Genomic DNA, 15,125 nt, shown 5'->3' with positions numbered 1-15,125 from the left:
CTGCGATGAGACCGATCCTCACGCTACGCCAATACACCCACGACTTGATCGTCCACAGCCACGACCACGCGCAACTGGTGTTCGGCCTGTCGGGTGCGCTCGACTTCGAGGTCGGTGGACATGGCAGCCAGGTGGTGCAGCAAAGTTTCGTGGTCGTACCGTCAGGTGCCCATCACGCCTGTGGCAGCCCGAATGGCAGCCGCTGCCTGGTGCTCGATGTACCGAGCGATCAGTGGGTTTCGCAATCATTGGGCGAGCATGCCGATGCCAGTCGGCGCTTGCTCGACAACCCCGGGCGTTTGCCGCTGGATGCCGGGCAAAGTCAACTGGTGAGCTGGCTGGCGAGCAGCCCGGTCAGTGACCCACTGATCGCCCAGCAAGGCGCCGTGTTGTTGCTCGCCAGCCTCAACAACGTCGCACCGGGCAGCATCGCCGGGCGACGGTTGCCCTATGCCACGCTCAATGCACACATCGACCAATACGCCGCCTATCCGCTACAAGTCGCCGATCTGGCGCGCATCGCCGGGCTGTCCAGCGCGCGCCTGCACGCACGGTTTGTGGCCGAATGCGGACAAACGCCGATGGATTACATCCGCAGTCGCCGCCTGCACATCGCGGTGAAGTTGCTGCGTGAATCCGCACTGCCCATCGGCGAAGTTGCCAGCCGTGTCGGCTATGGCTCCCAGAGTGCCTTCGCCGCAGCGGTGATGCGCGAGTTCGGCGCCTCCCCGGGTGCGCTGCGTCGTACGGTGAGCAAGCGCTAGGCTGACGATAAAAAACGCGAGTTTGGCGACAGACAGATCAGGCAATCACGAGGTTCAATGTCGCAATTGCCTCTATGGATTAAGGATTGAAATGACTCCGCGTACCGCCCTTGGCGCCCTGCATATCGGCGCATTGATGTTTGGCCTGACCGGTGTGTTCGGCAAACTCGCCGCTGCCTCCCCTGCCATCATTGTCTTTGGCCGTGCGGCATTCGCAGTGATCGCTCTGGCATTCTTCGCCCGTTTCGCCAGCAACACCGGCTGGCAGAAACTGCAAGCCGTGGACTGGCGTCGCCTGCTGCTCAGCGGCCTGCTATTGGCCGGGCATTGGGTGAGCTTTTTCATTGCGGTCAAAGTCGCCGGCGTGGCGATTGCGACCCTGGGCTTCGCCAGCTTCCCGGCGTTCACCGTGATCCTTGAGGGCCTGATTTTCCGCGAGCGAATTCGCGCCAATGAAATACTTTTGGTGGTGCTGGTGAGTGTTGGGCTGGTGTTGGTCACCCCGGATTTCGACCTGGCCAGTGAAGCCACCAGTGGCCTGCTCTGGGCCATAGGTTCAGGCTTGCTGTTCGCCCTGCTGTCGCTGACCAACCGCGCCAGTTCCGGGCGCATCCCGGCCGTGCAGGCCGCGCTGTGTCAGAACGTGGTGGTCGCGCTCTGCCTGCTGCCGGTGGCGGCACCGGGCTTGAGTGACGTGCGTGCCATCGATTGGCTGTGGATCGGTCTGCTGGGGGTGTTCTGCACCGGCGTCGCCCACAGCCTGTTCGTTGCCAGCCTGGCGGTGATCAAGGCTCGTACCGCAGCGGTGGTGTTTGCCCTGGAGCCGGTGTATGGCATCACCGTGGCGTGGCTGTTGTTCGGCGAAAACCCGACGCTGCGGATGCTGATCGGTGGCGCGCTGATCATCGTCGCCATCGTGGTGTCCAGCAGACTGTCTGGCAGCTCGAGCAAAAAAGCCGTGGCGGCTGAAGTGGCGTCTCACTGAGTTCTGTCGTTGTGGCCTAGATCGCGATCAGGGTCGATCTGATCGCGAACCCGCTGCTTGAGCACCTTGGCTTCCGGGAAACCGCCATCGGCCTTGCGTTCCCAGATCTGTACCCCGTCGCAAGTAATCCGGAACACCCCGCCGGTTCCCGGCACCAGTGAAACCTTGCCCAGGTCGTCACCGAAGGTACTGAGCAGTTCCTGGGTCAACCAGGCGGCACGCAACAGCCATTGGCATTGCGTGCAATAGGTGATGACAACTTCCGGCTTGCTGGTGGTCATGGTGCGCTGGACTCCTGAGCTCAATGGCGTCGCTATAATAGCCGCCTACAGGAAGGTCAGCGAATACTCGCCAACAGGCTGCGAGCGGTTTGCTTCAAGGATTCATCACTGTCCTTGAGTAACTCGTTCAACAGCTGAATGGCGCTGTCCAGATCGCCGTCGTCGATACAGTTCTGCGCCTCTTCCAGTTTGCCGGCGTGGAGCTCTTCACGTTCCTGCCCTGCGAACTCTACTGACAACGGCTCAAGCGCCAGGGGCGATGAGACTTCGGAGAAATCATCGAGAAAGCCATCGTCCAGCGGCTCCAACTGATCCACGGGTTTAGCCATTGCCGCATTTATGTCGGACGGGCTGACCAGATCCCAGCTTGAATCCATCGACAAGTCATCCAGATTCAACTGGAACTCATCCCGCGCTGAAGCAACAGGATCTGCGTTCGATGCAATGACCGCAGACGGTTGCGCACTGGACAGTTTTGGCGAGCGCGCGCGAATCGGCTCCAGCACCTCGGCACTGAAACCGGCTTCGAGAAGGCTGTGTTCCTGAGCCGTATACCCCGTGATGTCACCCTGCTGCCCTAGCACTTCCAGCAACTTCAGGTTCAAATCACTGCGCTGCGGCTCTTTGAGCAACGCTTCGCGCAATAGACCGACCGCCTCGGCGAAGCGGCCATAGGTCAGGTAGATACCGACGCCCTCAAGCACTTCTGCCCCTTGAACGGTTTCGCGGCTCGCGGGGGTGGTTTGCGTCGTAGAAAGCTCAATCGGCGATTTCTGCGCGGTTTCGGGCGCGGCCCGACTGACCACCGGCTCATGTCGCGGCGCGGGTTCCGATACAGGCTGTACCCGCCGCTGACGGAGCGCAAACAGGCCCAGCAACAATAGCGATCCAAGCACCAGCAGGCCGACGATCAGCCACAACGCCCATCCACTGTTCGTCTCATCCATGGGGGTAACCGGCACCGGGACTGGCGCGGCAGAAATGATCGGTGCAGGTAGGGGCTTTTTGGCTTCGGCCAACTCGGTTTGCAGATCGCTGACTTGCTTGCGCTGGCTGGCGAGCTGCTCATCCTGGGCCTGTAGCCGGGCGTTCAACTGATCGACGGTTTGTTTCAGCTGCTGGTTTTCCAGAACGCTGGCCGCCAGCAACTCGGAAGCGGGGTCGATAGCCGCAGGCACCGTGCTTGCCGGGGCGGCTGTGGGCGTTTTGGCAGGCATGACGGCAGTGGGTTGCGGGCGGACCGCAGGAGCCGGCTCGACGCTGCTTGCCGGCACGATCCCAGGTGAGCCGGGGGGATCGATCAGCAGCGTAAATTCGCGCAGCAAACGCCCATTGGGCTGGTTCACCTGCACCAGAAAATTCAGGAAAGGTTCATTGACCGGTTTACTGGAGACCACCCGAATCACGCTGCGGTCGCCACGCAGAACGGCGGTAAAACGCAGGTCGTTGAGAAAAAACACTCGCTCGACACCGGCGCGGGCGAACTCCTCCGCCGTCGCCAGGCTGACCGAGAGTTCACCCTCGCCCAGATCACCGGGATCGACCAACGCAATCTCGGCATTCAACGGCTGGTTCAAGGCTGAGTGCAACGTGATGTCGCCCAGCCCCAGCGCAGGTGCCAATGCCGAGTAACTCAAGGCGCCAGCGACCGCCAACAGGCTGACGGAACGCCGTAACACAGACTGCAAACTCTCGAGCATAAGCATCCCTTAGCTAACCAGAACCACCTGTGCGCATTCGCACTTCCAGTACGAACACGTTATTGCCTGGTAGTTCTTATAGTCTGCTCTGCGCCAGTTCTCAAAAGTCTGCTGTGTGGTTATGCCTCAAGATTTTTCCAGATTGGCCAGAATGTGCCCATGAACCCGCATACACACCCGCAGGTCTTCTTCGTTGACACCCTCGAACAGCTCGTGGCGCAACTCGGCGGCAATGGTTTCAATTTGTTCGATCAAGGGACGGGCGGGCGCACACAGCACGATCTTTTTCGCTCGGCGGTCTTCCGCCACCGCCTGACGCTGCACCAGGCCCTGGGTTTCCAGGCTATCGAGCAGGCGTGCCAGAGTCGGCCCTTCAACACCGACACTCTGTGCCAGTTCACGCTGGGTGGGGGCTTCTTCGAAACGCGCCAGGTGCAATAGCACCAGCCAGCGGGCCTGGGACAGGCCGAGGCCGGCGAGACGGCGATCCAATTCGGCGCGCCAGCCGCGAGACATCTGCGCCAACTGCATGCCAAAACGGTGTTGATCGGTTAACGGCATAAAAAACTCATGGTTAGACTGAAATAAGCTGAAACTAATTATTAGTCAGCTAAGCATGACCCTCGACTCTAAGCAAGGTTCGGCCTGTACTGAATCGTTACATCTTGATATTCGGCACTTAAATTTCAAACTCCGACTGCAGCGCCGCTCTCACACAGTACAAAACGCCCTCAGGGACACGGCCGGCAAACAACGCGGAAATCTCCGACACCGGTGGTAACTCGCCCTCGCCGTCCAGGAACGCGTCCTGGACTTCACCCATCAGGTCTTCCGGAAGGTCCAGCGCCTGCTCCAGCGACAGTTGCTGCTTGCCAATGGCCTCGGCGAGCATCGTGTACACGTTCTTTTCCGAGCATTGCAACTGACCGGCAATCTGCATCGGCGTCATGCCGGCGCGCGCCAGAGTGATCAATTCGTGGCGCAGATCGGCGACCACTTTCGGTGCTTCGGCCTGACCGCCCAGCACTTCGAGGAAGGCCTCGCCATAGCGCTCCAGCTTGCGCGCACCGACGCCGCTGACCTTGGCCATTTCCGGCAGGGAGCTTGGCTGGCTGCGGAGCATTTCGAGCAAGGTCGAATCGGGGAAAATGACGTACGGCGGCACGCCATGTTCTTCGGCGAGCTTGCGTCGCAGGGCGCGCAAGGCTTCCCACTGCTCGCGCTCTTCACCACGCACCAGTTGGCTGGCGTGGCTGGTGCTGCTGCTTTTCGCGGTGGTTTGCGGCTTGAGGTCGCGGCGCAGCTCCAGGGTCACTTCACCCTTGAGCAGCGGCCGGCAGCTGTCACTCAAGCGCAAGCCTCCGTAGCCTTCCAGATCAATGTCTGCCAGACCGCGCGCCACCAGTTGTCGGAACAATGAACGCCATTCGCCTTCAGCCCGCGCCTTGCCGACACCGTACACCGACAGATGCTGATGGCCGAAACTGCGGACTTTTTCGTTGTCCTTGCCCAGCAACACATCCACCAGATGCCCGACGCCGTAGCGCTGGCCAGTGCGGTAAATCGCCGAAAGTGCCTGACGAGCCGGCTCGGTGGCGTCCCAGGTCTGCACACCGTCGACGCAGTTGTCGCAATGCCCACAGGGTTGCGGCATGTCTTCGTCGAAATAGGCCAGCAAGGTCTGACGGCGGCAGCGGGTTTCTTCGCACAACGAGAGCATGGCGTCGAGCTTGTGCTGCTCCAGACGCTTGTGGCGCTCATCGCCTTCGGAGTTCTGCAGCATCTGCTTGAGCATCACCACGTCTTGCAGGCCGTAAGCCATCCAGGCATCTGCCGGCAGACCGTCACGACCGCCTCGACCGGTTTCCTGGTAATAGGCCTCAAGGGATTTCGGCAAGTCCAGATGCGCAACGAAGCGCACGTTGGGTTTGTCGATTCCCATGCCGAACGCCACGGTGGCGACCATGATCAGGCCTTCCTCGTTGAGGAAGCGCTTCTGGTGGTGGGCCCGCGTATCGTTGGGCAAACCGGCGTGGTACGGCAGCGCCGGGAAACCTTGCTCGCTGAGGAACACTGCTACTTCGTCAACCTTCTTGCGCGACAGGCAATAAACGATGCCGGCATCGCTGCGCCGCTCCGCAAGGAACGCCAGCAACTGCTTGCGCGGCTGCTCCTTGGGCACGATGCGATAGAAGATGTTCGGCCGATCGAAACTCGACAGAAAGCGCTCGGCGTTCTGCAAATGCAGGCGCTCGACGATTTCTTCGCGGGTGCGCTTGTCGGCCGTGGCGGTCAGGGCGATGCGCGGGACGTTGGGAAACAGTTCCGCCAACTGGCCCAGTTGCAGGTATTCCCGGCGGAAATCGTGACCCCATTGGGACACGCAGTGAGCTTCGTCGATGGCGAACAGAGCGATTTCAAGACTTTGCAGAAACGCCAGCATCCGTGGCTGAACCAGGCGTTCAGGCGCCAGGTACAGCATCTTCACTTCACCGCGTTTGATCCGCGCCGCCAGATCGCGCTGTTGCTCGGCGCTCAAGGTCGAATTGAGCGCCGCCGCCGCGACACCGAGCTCTTCGAGGGTCGCGACCTGATCGTCCATCAGCGCAATCAGTGGTGAAACCACCACTGCCAGACCATCGCGCAGCAACGCCGGGACCTGGAAACACAAGGATTTGCCGCCGCCGGTCGGCATCAGCACCAGAGCGTCACCGCCGCTGGCTACGCGCTCAATGATGGCACCCTGACGGCCACGGAAACTGTCGTAGCCGAAGATGTCCTTGAGGACGCGTTGAGCCTGTTCGAGCATGAAAAACTCCAAATGGTGCTGAATATCCCTGCATGCAGGCTGGATCAAAAAACCGCATTGTTCACGGACAGATCCGTAAGCGGATTTGTCATGAGCCGTCGCGACACCTGCAGGGCTTTGCAAAACGCGCGAGTATACCCGAGCGATACCGGGCAAAGGGCGCCCCTGACGAATAGCCGCAACAACACACAATGCTCGCAAATCTGCCGCGCGGCTGGCCGGACCGCTCAAGAACGCCTAGAATTGGGCATCGTATATTCCCAAGGTAGCCCTTCAATGTCCTTCGCTGAGCAACTAACCCGCCTGCAAGCCTTCCTCGACGCCGACGAGCTGCATGACGAGGCGCTGGACTATGTGGCCGCCCACGGCTATCTGACGGCCCTGTCGATCTGTTCCGAGACGGTGCCTGATCGTGAGTGGATCGACGCGCTATTCGCCGAAGAGCCGCATTATCGCGACGACGCCGAGCGTGAAGAAATCGAATCGACCCTGATTGCCCTCAAGGCTCATATCGCTCGCCAACTGGCGTCCGATGAAGAATTCGAGCTGCCGTGCGACCTCGACCTGGGCGAAGAGCCGGATGATTCCGACCTGCGCGGCTGGTGCATCGGTTTCATGGAAGGCGTGTTCCTGCGCGAAGAAGCCTGGTTCGAAACCGCCGAAGACGAAGTCAGCGAAATGCTGTTGCCGATCATGGTCGGTTCCGGCCTGTTCGATGAGCAGCCTGAGTTCTCCGACATTGCGGCCGACGCCAACCTGATGGACGACATGATCGTGCAGATCCCGGAAGCCCTGACCGCGCTGTACCTGCTGTGCAACGCACCAGACGAAAAACCGGCGATCCTCAAGCCTCGTCACCACTGAGTCGTTGCCTGTGGCTGACCCCATAGGCAACCGCCCCCTGATCCTGCGTTACGTGCTGCTGGCCATCGGCTGGTTGAGCGTAGCGCTGGGGGTGATCGGGATTTTCCTGCCCGTACTGCCCACTACCCCTTTCCTGCTGTTGGCGGCCGCCTGTTTCGCCCGCAGTTCGCCGCGTTTCTATCAATGGCTGGTCGAGCATCCACGACTCGGTCCATGGATTCGCGACTATCTGGACGGCAATGGTATCCCGCTCAAGGGCAAGGTCTACGCCATTGGCCTGATGTGGCTGAGCATTGGCCTGTCCTGTGTCCTCGTCCCCCTGCCCTGGGCACGCGGCTTCATGCTGACCAGCGCGGTGCTGGTGACGGTGTACATTCTGCGGCAGAAAACCCTTACCAAATCCTGAATACCTCCCGCCCTTGTGGCGAGGGGACTTACCTTAATGCCAGCCATCCTGGCAATACACCCATCCTCCAACGACCTGCCCTGCTTTTCACAAAACAGCGCCTAAACTCCAGACATCTGTACGTCAGCGGCCAGACAAATCCTGTCGCCGAGGAAAGTCATGTCTCGGGAGCGCTTCATGTCGCTACTCAAACAGTTGTTTCTGGCCATCTGCCTGTTCTTGCTCGTGGCCTTCAGCGGCAGTTTTTTTGTCAGCCTGGAGAGCTCCCGCGAGCAAATGCTCGGTCAATTGCGTTCGCACGCCCAGGACGCCGCCACTGCGCTGGGGCTGTCGTTGAGCACTCAGATCGACGACCGGGCGATGATCGAGTTGATGGTCAGCTCGATCTTCGACAGCGGCTACTTTTCCAGTATTCGAGTCATCAACATTGCGGACGAACATGTATTGGTGGAGCGCAACGCGGCCGCCACCACCGGCGGCGTGCCGGGCTGGTTCGTCGATCTGGTGAACCTGCACCCGCAAGGGGGCGATGCCTTGGTCATGCGCGATTGGGAGCAAGTAGCGCGCGTCGAAGTAGTGAGCACCCCACAGTTTGCCCTGACCAAACTGTGGGACAGCAGCCTTGGCAGCCTGATCTGGTTACTGCTGTGCGGGTTGCTCAGCGCGATGTTCGGCGGCTGGTTGCTACGCCGGCAACTGCGCCCACTGGACGCCATGGTCAAACAGGCCGAAGCCATCAGCAAACGCGAGTTTCTCAGCCTGCCGAAGGTGCCCAGCACCCCGGAACTCAAACGCGTGGTGCTGGCGATGAACCAGATGGTCGAAAAACTCAAAGGGCTGTTTGCCGAAGAAGTCGCGCGCAGTGAAAAACTCCACGCCGAGTCGTATCAGGACAGCCTCACCGGATTGGCCAACCGACGCCTGCTCAATGAGCAACTCACTGACCAGTTGCTGGTGACCGAACAAAGCAGCGCCGGGCATCTGCTGATGCTGCGGATCAATGACCTGGCAGGGCTCAATCAGCGACTGGGTGGCCAGCGCACCGACGCGCTGATCACTGCTGTCGGCCAGCTACTCAAGCGTCTGATCCAGCAGCCGGATCGTCACACCTGGCTGGCCGCGCGCAATCGTGGCGGCGAGTTCAGCCTGCTGACCCCGGGCCTGGACAGCAAGGACGCGGCGCGCCTGGCCGCAGAGATCAGCGCCACCCTGGAAAACCTGCGTCTGACCGGCGCCAGCGACTGCATGCCGGTGGCGCATCTGGGAATAGTCGCCTACACACCGGGAGAGGCATCTACTAACGTCCTGCTGCGCCTCGATCAGGCACTGACTGAAGCTCAGCGGCATCCAGAACGGCCGTGGGTGCATCTGGAGCAGTCCGATAATGCACCGAACCATACGCAGCATGACTGGCGCACCTGGATCGATGACGCCCTGACCCACGGCAAAATGCAGCTGTACTTCCAACCCGTGGTGCTATGTGCCGACACCAGCCAGGTGCTGCATCACAAAGTGCTGGCGCGGTTGCTCGACCCGCAGGGCGAAGCCATTTCGGCCGGACACTTTCTTCCATGGATCGAGCGTCTGGGCTGGTCGGCACGGTTCGATGTGGCCATGCTTGAACACACCCTCGACTACCTGGCCGAACACCGTTGGCCGTTGGCCTTGAGTGTGTCTGGCAGCACCCTGCGCGATGCTGCACAGCTGCGCCTGATCCTCGATATGCTCGACGCCCTGCCCGCCCTCGCACCGTTGCTGACCCTTGAATTCGACGAGCGCCAACTGCCGCCGCCCGAAGAGTTGCGTCAGCTGAGTCAGAACCTGCGCGACACCGGTTATGGGATCGGCCTGCAACACTTCGGCGGCAGCTTCAGCCAGATCGGCAACCTCACCCAACTGGGTTTGGCCTACCTGAAAATCGACGGCAGCTACCTTCGCGCCATCGATCAGCAAAACGACAAACGCCTGTTCATCGAAGCCATTTTCCGCGCCACCAACAGCATTGATTTACCATTGATAGCCGAGCAGGTAGAGACACAGGGTGAACTGGAGGCGATCAAGTCGCTGGGATTGTTCGGCGTCATGGGCCGGCTGATCGGACCGCCAGCGCCCATGTAGGCGACTCATCAGGCGAACGCCCTGTGGCGCTGGCCAGTTCGGGAGGATTATTTAGCCCACCGTTGCCCGACAGGGTTCAAAGCAGGGCAAACTGTGCGCATTTTTGACCTCCACATTCGACACAGCGACCGCCCATGAACACGACAAGGACTGCGCTCAAGCACTTCAATATGCTGGCCGCCCGACAGGCGTACGCACAAGGCCAGAACATAACGGAGCTGCTTCGCCAGCAAAAACAACTGAGCTACAACTCCCCCGAGATCATTGAAGCCGCCTACGACTTGCAGGCCGGCACGTACATCGATTACGTCGAAAACAATCTCACCCAGGCGCAGGCCTACGCGGGAGAACTGGCCGGTTTGCTGAGCCAGCACCTCAAGCCTCAGGACTCACTGCTGGACATCGGGACCGGTGAATTGACGACCCTGAGCCTGATCGCCCGGCAATTACCCTTCCCGCCCGAACACCTTTATGCCTTCGACATCAGTTGGTCACGGGTGCACAAGGGCATGGCATTCGCGCAGCAACACATGGGCGACACCTTCGAACGACTGACGCCGTTTATCGCCGACATCAGCGAAATCCCCCTGCTCGACAAATCCGTCAACGTCACCGTTTCAAGCCATGCGCTGGAACCCAATGGCGAAACGCTCAGCGAACTGCTGGAAGAGTTGTTCCGCGTGACGATCGACAAACTGGTGCTCTTCGAGCCGTGCTACGAAATCAACAGCGAGCAGGGTCGACAGCGTATGGATCGGCTGGGCTACATCAAGAACATTGCCGGGGTTGTTGAACAGCTCGGTGCCACCCTGGTCGAGCAGATCCCGATAAAAACGTCCGCCAACCCGCTCAATCCCACGGTCTGCTTTGTCATCACCCCTCCCGACGTCGCGACCCGCCACGCTCCAACCGTCCGCCGTCCCGGCGAGGTGTTTTCGGTGCCGGGCTCCAATCTGCCGCTGGAAAACCTGGATGGGTTCTATTGTTCACAGGACACCGGGCTGTGTTTTCCAGTGCTCAAGTCGCTACCGATCCTTAAATCCAGCGCGGCGATCCTCGCGTCGGCGTTGATGGATTGAATGCCCGGAGTCGCTCCAGGTAAAGATCGTTCCCATGCTCTGCGTCACGAGTGTCCGGTAAAACTCTCTCATAGCTGAAGGCTGCCTTGGGCGGCCTTCAGCCATGTTCGTTTTTGCCTTCGGTATTCACGGTGTGCCTCACTGAGCGGGCGCTCGAACAAGCTGTGGGTCAGCCGGATAGTAAAGTCTGAAATCGAATCCGAACTGCCTGAGCGTTGCTTATAAAGATGCAGCAAGAGATAGGTGATCAACGCGCTGTAAATCGGCAAGTGCACGGCGTTTTCGGAGAAACCGAAGTACCGTTTGAGCTTGAGGTTTTGTTTTATCCACTTGAAAACAGCTCGATCTGCCAGCGTTGCTTGTACAGGTCGGCGATTTCCTCGGCTGAGCGCGAAAAGTCGTTGGTCACCAAAATCAGCGGCGTATCGTGGTCATCTCGACGAATCTGGACCCGGCGTACGGCTTGGTCGTGATAGTGATTCAGGCGTCGAGTGTTCAGGTATTTCTTGCCGAACAACACGGCCTCGTCCGTCTCAATGAAATCTGCCGCCCCCTCTTTCCTTATGTTTTCTACGTGTTCCACATTGGCGTTTTTCTTGAGTCGAGTAACGAAGCAGGCCCTCACCTGATCGATCTGGTGCCACCAGTTGTAATCGCAGTGACCCTTATCGAAAACGTAGGTCATGCCCGCTTCGCCGTTTAGGTCAGACCCTGTCTGGCAGACCGGGAGGCACATGTTTGCCCTCCCGGGTAGCTATAGTCTGTCAGACCGTCAGCGTATGCTCGGCATCCCCGAACCAGGTACGCACCAGATCGACGCCGGTCGTGCCCGCGTGGGCAAGGACCGCCACATCGGTGAAATGCGCACCATTGGCTGCACCATCGGTATCCACCTTCACGGTGATGTCGCTGCCGGACTTCACCAGTTGGACGAAGTCGGACACCTGGCTGCTGCCGCTAACGAAGTTGGCTTTGAGCAGCGCGGAGATGTCAAGCGCGTCACCTTCGGCGTAGTGGTAGTCGAGGATGGTGTCCCCGCCGTCGTTCGGGTTGAGGTAGGCGAACACATCGGCTCCCGCGCCACCGCTGAGAGTGTCCGCCCCGCCACGACCCGCGAGGATGTCGTTGCCGTCGCCGCCACTGAGCACGTCCGCCGCCATGCTGCCCACCTGTGTGCCGCTGGATGCACCGTGGTAATCGACCAGGGTGCCGGCCCCGCCGCCGTCGGTGACCTGGAAGTCGGCCACCGAGTAGTGCCCCAGCAGGTTCACCTCGGCCCGATGCACACCGTCGTCCACCGTCAGCAGGCCGCCGGAGCCAAGGGCGTTGGCGCTGTAGCTGAGCTGGGTGTGGGCGCCGAAGGCGAGATCGCCGAACATCAGCGAGTCATTGCTTTCGAGTCCGAGAATGCCGACCAGCGAGCCGGCATCCGAGGCGTGCTCCACGATCAGCGTGCCCGCACCTTCGCCGTGGAAGGCGACTGACGCGTGGGCGGCACCGTTGAAGATCAGGCTGGCGTCACCGTCGATGGTGGCGCTGCCGTTGCCAGTCACGTCGGCCAGCAGGCGCAGGTCGCCGCCATTGGCCCATAAGTGGCCGGAGTTGTCGACCGCACTGGCCACCGTCATGCCACCCGCGCCCGTGGATTCCAGCACGCCGCTGTTGACTATGGTGTGGGTGCCGGTGTCGAGCACCAGGCTGTTCAGCCCGTCGGCCTGGATCAGCCCCGCATTGACCAGCACCATCTGCCCGGCGCCCAACTGGCCGGCGCCGGAAATGTGGTTGTCGGCATTGGTCAGCACGGTGTCGGCGCTGCCACCGAAAATCACGTTGTGCGCGCTGTCGGATAGCAGCACGTGGCCGCCACCGGTCAAGGTCGCGCCACGGAAGAGGATTTCCAGGCTGGTTTCACTGCCGGTGGAGCCGAGCTCGATGGTGCCGCTGTTATGGATGCTGCCACCGAACGGCATGATCGCCCCGTCGGCAATGCTGATAGTGCCGGTATTGGTGGTGAGCGGATCCACATCGAACTGGAAGTTCGCTTCGCTCAAGCCGGCCGCATCGACACCTTTGAGTGTGATCGTCTGGCCGGAGTCTATGCTGACCAGCGCATTGCCATTTGCGTCGTTAGCGATGCTCAGATCTGCAAAGCCGGTGACGCCCGTGAAGCCGATCAAGTCGATCTTGTCCGCTGCCGTATCGAAGCTGTGGATGACGTTGTTGCCAATCGGCTGAGCGAACACGAACAGGTCGGCGCCGCTGGAGGCGGTGAGGTTGTCGTCCGCTGACAAGGCGAAGATCGGCGAGCCGGGGGCGTAGGCTTCGACGTTGTCGGAAACGATATGACTGCTTGTACTGCCGTCCGCATTGCTCCATCCGTAAGTTACGGTGAGTTCCGTCGCACCGGCATAGGTGGATGGCGTCATGACCGTCAGTGCAGAAGGGTCGCTGGTCTGTATCGTCCAACTGCCGTCACTGTTTTTGGTTCCGGCACTCAGCACCCAATTTATCGGAACCCCGCTCACCGTGTAGGTAATGAGGTCGGAGGTGTCGTGCGTGGGATCGGTCAGTGCCAGGTTGATAGCCTCGCCGGCTACGCCAGCCGGAGCTGCCACATGGATTGTGACTGTGTGCAGGAGGCTATTTGCCGCTCCATCGTTGATCACCACGTTCACGATTCGGTCGGTAGCGTTGTGGCTTCCGCTCTTGGTGTCGGTGTACTGAACGCCTTTGAGGATAGTCTGGTAGGTGGCCTGGCTAGCTGAGCCCGTGATCGTCAGTGTATAGATCCCGTTGTTTGCGCCACTGGCAACACCGGTCACCGTCAACCCCGTAGCAGCGGTCGATGCCGGCGTGTTCAGGGAGAGTGCTTCCCTGACGTTCGCATTGGTGCTGTCCATAGCGTTCGTCAACGTGACAGTCATCGACGACAGGTTCGGCGAGTCGACGTCGGTGACAGTCGCCGACGGCGCAATCAATAACTGCGAGGTGCCTGTTGGATAGTTCGCCGTTGCATCATTGCCCGCGCCGCCACCATTCAAGTCCACTATCGACGCGTCATTGACTGCCGCCACCGTGACGGTCGTCGTTGCGACGTTGCTCGCGTGGTTAGCTGCAGAGCCGTCATCCACCTGGAAGCTAATTGTGCGCGGTGCCGTCGACGGGTTGTCGCTGGTGTCGGAGTAGGTCACCGAGCGTAGCGCGGCTTGATAGTTCGCCACCGACGACGTCCCGCTTAGTGTCAGCACGCCGGTGCTTGCGCTGTAGCTGCCGCTGATGCCGTTCTGGTTGGTGAACCCGAGTACGTCCTGGCCCGAGGCAAAGTTGCTGGTGATCGATACAGTAGCGCCCGTTAGGTTGCTACTGTCGACATCGGTGACCGTCAGCGCCGAGTTGATCGCCGTCGCTGCCTGGTTCTCTGTGTACGACAGAGACCCACCTGCCGTCATTACCGGCGCGTCGTTGGTGCCGGTGATGGTCACATCCACCGTGGAGCTCGAGAGCGCCCCGTATTGATCCTGCATCTGGTAGCTGAGCGTCACATGCTCAACCACGCCTTGCGCCAGGTGGTCGAAGTCAGTCCCCGGGTTGAACTGCAACTGGTTGCCGACCACGCTGGCCGTACCTTTGTTCGCCGGCGCACTGGCCGAATTCAGCGTGAACAGATGGCCGTCGTCGACGTCGGTGTCGTTGGCCAGCACGTTGATAGTGAGGGTCTGGTTTTCCGTGCCGGCGGCCGTATCGGCCACCGCCACCGGAGCATCGTTGGTGCCGGTGATGGTCACCACTACGCTGCTGCTGGCAGGCGCGCCGTGCTCGTCGGTCATGGTGTAGCTGAGCGTGACGCTGGCCGTGGCGCCTTGTGCCAGATGATCGAAGTCAGTCCCCGGGTTGAACTGCAACTGGTTGCCGACCACGCTGGCCGTACCCTGGCCGATCGGCGCACTGGCGCTGACCAAGGTAAACGCGTGGCCGTCGTCGACGTCGGTGTCGTTGGCCAGCACATTGATGGTCAGGGTCTGGTTCTCTGTACCGGCGGCCACATCGGCCACCGCCACCGGCGCGTCGTTGGTGCCGGTGATGGTCACGTCCACCGTGGAACTCGAGAGCGCCCCGTGT

The 15,125-nt window shown here is 60.6% G+C and carries 12 protein-coding genes; 6 read left to right on the top strand and 6 right to left on the bottom strand.

What is annotated here, in order from left to right; translation table 11 throughout:
* Positions 1 to 5 precede the first annotated feature (5 nt).
* Together AC1RKH_RS07435 and AC1RKH_RS07430 are read left to right on the top strand one after the other, a co-directional pair.
* Entirely contained in the window at positions 6 to 764 is a 759-nt protein-coding gene (locus AC1RKH_RS07435; protein WP_493063731.1) for a helix-turn-helix transcriptional regulator, read from the top strand.
* Between the two features lie 91 nt (positions 765 to 855).
* On the top strand, positions 856 to 1,749 hold the full coding sequence (locus tag AC1RKH_RS07430; RefSeq protein WP_493063732.1) for a DMT family transporter: 894 nt from the start codon (positions 856 to 858) through the stop codon (positions 1,747 to 1,749).
* On the opposite strand, the gene AC1RKH_RS07425 is transcribed toward AC1RKH_RS07430, so the two are convergent.
* From AC1RKH_RS07425 to recQ, 4 genes are all read right to left on the bottom strand, one after another.
* Positions 1,743 to 2,030 (bottom strand): Rdx family protein, encoded by a 288-nt coding sequence (locus AC1RKH_RS07425; protein ID WP_493063733.1) that lies wholly within the window; start codon positions 2,028 to 2,030, stop codon positions 1,743 to 1,745. The two genes, AC1RKH_RS07430 and AC1RKH_RS07425, sit on opposite strands and share 7 nt — an antisense overlap.
* 56 nt (positions 2,031 to 2,086) lie before the next feature.
* Positions 2,087 to 3,730, bottom strand: a complete 1,644-nt coding sequence (locus tag AC1RKH_RS07420; protein WP_493063734.1) for a motility hub landmark protein FimV — start codon at positions 3,728 to 3,730, stop codon at positions 2,087 to 2,089.
* A gap of 126 nt (positions 3,731 to 3,856) precedes the next feature.
* Positions 3,857 to 4,291 (bottom strand): MarR family transcriptional regulator, encoded by a 435-nt coding sequence (locus tag AC1RKH_RS07415; RefSeq protein WP_123423387.1) that lies wholly within the window; start codon positions 4,289 to 4,291, stop codon positions 3,857 to 3,859.
* A gap of 118 nt (positions 4,292 to 4,409) precedes the next feature.
* On the bottom strand, positions 4,410 to 6,539 hold the full coding sequence (gene recQ, locus AC1RKH_RS07410; protein WP_493063735.1) for a DNA helicase RecQ: 2,130 nt from the start codon (positions 6,537 to 6,539) through the stop codon (positions 4,410 to 4,412).
* Between the two features lie 276 nt (positions 6,540 to 6,815).
* On the opposite strand from recQ, the gene AC1RKH_RS07405 reads away from it, so the two are divergent.
* The 4 genes from AC1RKH_RS07405 (at position 6,816) to AC1RKH_RS07390 (ending at position 11,006) form a co-directional block, all read left to right on the top strand.
* The gene (locus AC1RKH_RS07405; protein WP_493063736.1) at positions 6,816 to 7,403 is read left to right on the top strand and encodes a UPF0149 family protein; all 588 of its coding nucleotides are present in this window, start codon (positions 6,816 to 6,818) and stop codon (positions 7,401 to 7,403) included.
* A 10-nt stretch (positions 7,404 to 7,413) separates the two neighbouring features.
* Positions 7,414 to 7,809, top strand: a complete 396-nt coding sequence (locus AC1RKH_RS07400; protein ID WP_493063737.1) for a YbaN family protein — start codon at positions 7,414 to 7,416, stop codon at positions 7,807 to 7,809.
* A 177-nt stretch (positions 7,810 to 7,986) separates the two neighbouring features.
* On the top strand, positions 7,987 to 9,927 hold the full coding sequence (gene lapD, locus AC1RKH_RS07395; RefSeq protein WP_493063738.1) for a cyclic di-GMP receptor LapD: 1,941 nt from the start codon (positions 7,987 to 7,989) through the stop codon (positions 9,925 to 9,927).
* A 134-nt stretch (positions 9,928 to 10,061) separates the two neighbouring features.
* Entirely contained in the window at positions 10,062 to 11,006 is a 945-nt protein-coding gene (locus AC1RKH_RS07390; RefSeq protein WP_493063739.1) for a class I SAM-dependent methyltransferase, read from the top strand.
* Positions 11,007 to 11,328: 322 nt separating this feature from the next.
* Here the strand turns inward: AC1RKH_RS07390 and AC1RKH_RS07385 are convergent, their stop codons facing one another.
* Together AC1RKH_RS07385 and AC1RKH_RS07380 are read right to left on the bottom strand one after the other, a co-directional pair.
* A complete protein-coding gene (locus AC1RKH_RS07385; RefSeq protein WP_493063740.1) occupies positions 11,329 to 11,691 on the bottom strand; it encodes a transposase in 363 nt (120 codons plus the stop codon).
* Positions 11,692 to 11,770: 79 nt separating this feature from the next.
* Positions 11,771 to 15,125 (bottom strand): beta strand repeat-containing protein (locus AC1RKH_RS07380; protein ID WP_493184043.1); only part of this gene is annotated, 3,355 nt, incomplete at its 5' end.

The sequence above is a fragment of the Pseudomonas sp. GW822-FHT06B12 genome (assembly GCF_058799675.1).
The sequence above is the reverse complement of the archived record's forward strand: the minus strand, read 5'-3'. Positions and strand labels throughout refer to the sequence as shown.

What these genes read in the sequence shown, in the direction of transcription:
- AC1RKH_RS07435 (WP_493063731.1), top strand. Translation starts at nt 6, where the DNA reads ATGAGACCGATCCTCACGCTACGCCAATACACCCACGACTTGATCGTC.
- AC1RKH_RS07430 (WP_493063732.1), top strand. Translation starts at nt 856, where the DNA reads ATGACTCCGCGTACCGCCCTTGGCGCCCTGCATATCGGCGCATTGATG.
- AC1RKH_RS07425 (WP_493063733.1), bottom strand. Translation starts at nt 2,030, where the DNA reads ATGACCACCAGCAAGCCGGAAGTTGTCATCACCTATTGCACGCAATGC.
- AC1RKH_RS07420 (WP_493063734.1), bottom strand. Translation starts at nt 3,730, where the DNA reads ATGCTCGAGAGTTTGCAGTCTGTGTTACGGCGTTCCGTCAGCCTGTTG.
- AC1RKH_RS07415 (WP_123423387.1), bottom strand. Translation starts at nt 4,291, where the DNA reads ATGCCGTTAACCGATCAACACCGTTTTGGCATGCAGTTGGCGCAGATG.
- recQ (WP_493063735.1), bottom strand. Translation starts at nt 6,539, where the DNA reads ATGCTCGAACAGGCTCAACGCGTCCTCAAGGACATCTTCGGCTACGAC.
- AC1RKH_RS07405 (WP_493063736.1), top strand. Translation starts at nt 6,816, where the DNA reads ATGTCCTTCGCTGAGCAACTAACCCGCCTGCAAGCCTTCCTCGACGCC.
- lapD (WP_493063738.1), top strand. Translation starts at nt 7,987, where the DNA reads ATGTCGCTACTCAAACAGTTGTTTCTGGCCATCTGCCTGTTCTTGCTC.
- AC1RKH_RS07390 (WP_493063739.1), top strand. Translation starts at nt 10,062, where the DNA reads ATGAACACGACAAGGACTGCGCTCAAGCACTTCAATATGCTGGCCGCC.
- AC1RKH_RS07385 (WP_493063740.1), bottom strand. Translation starts at nt 11,691, where the DNA reads ATGACCTACGTTTTCGATAAGGGTCACTGCGATTACAACTGGTGGCAC.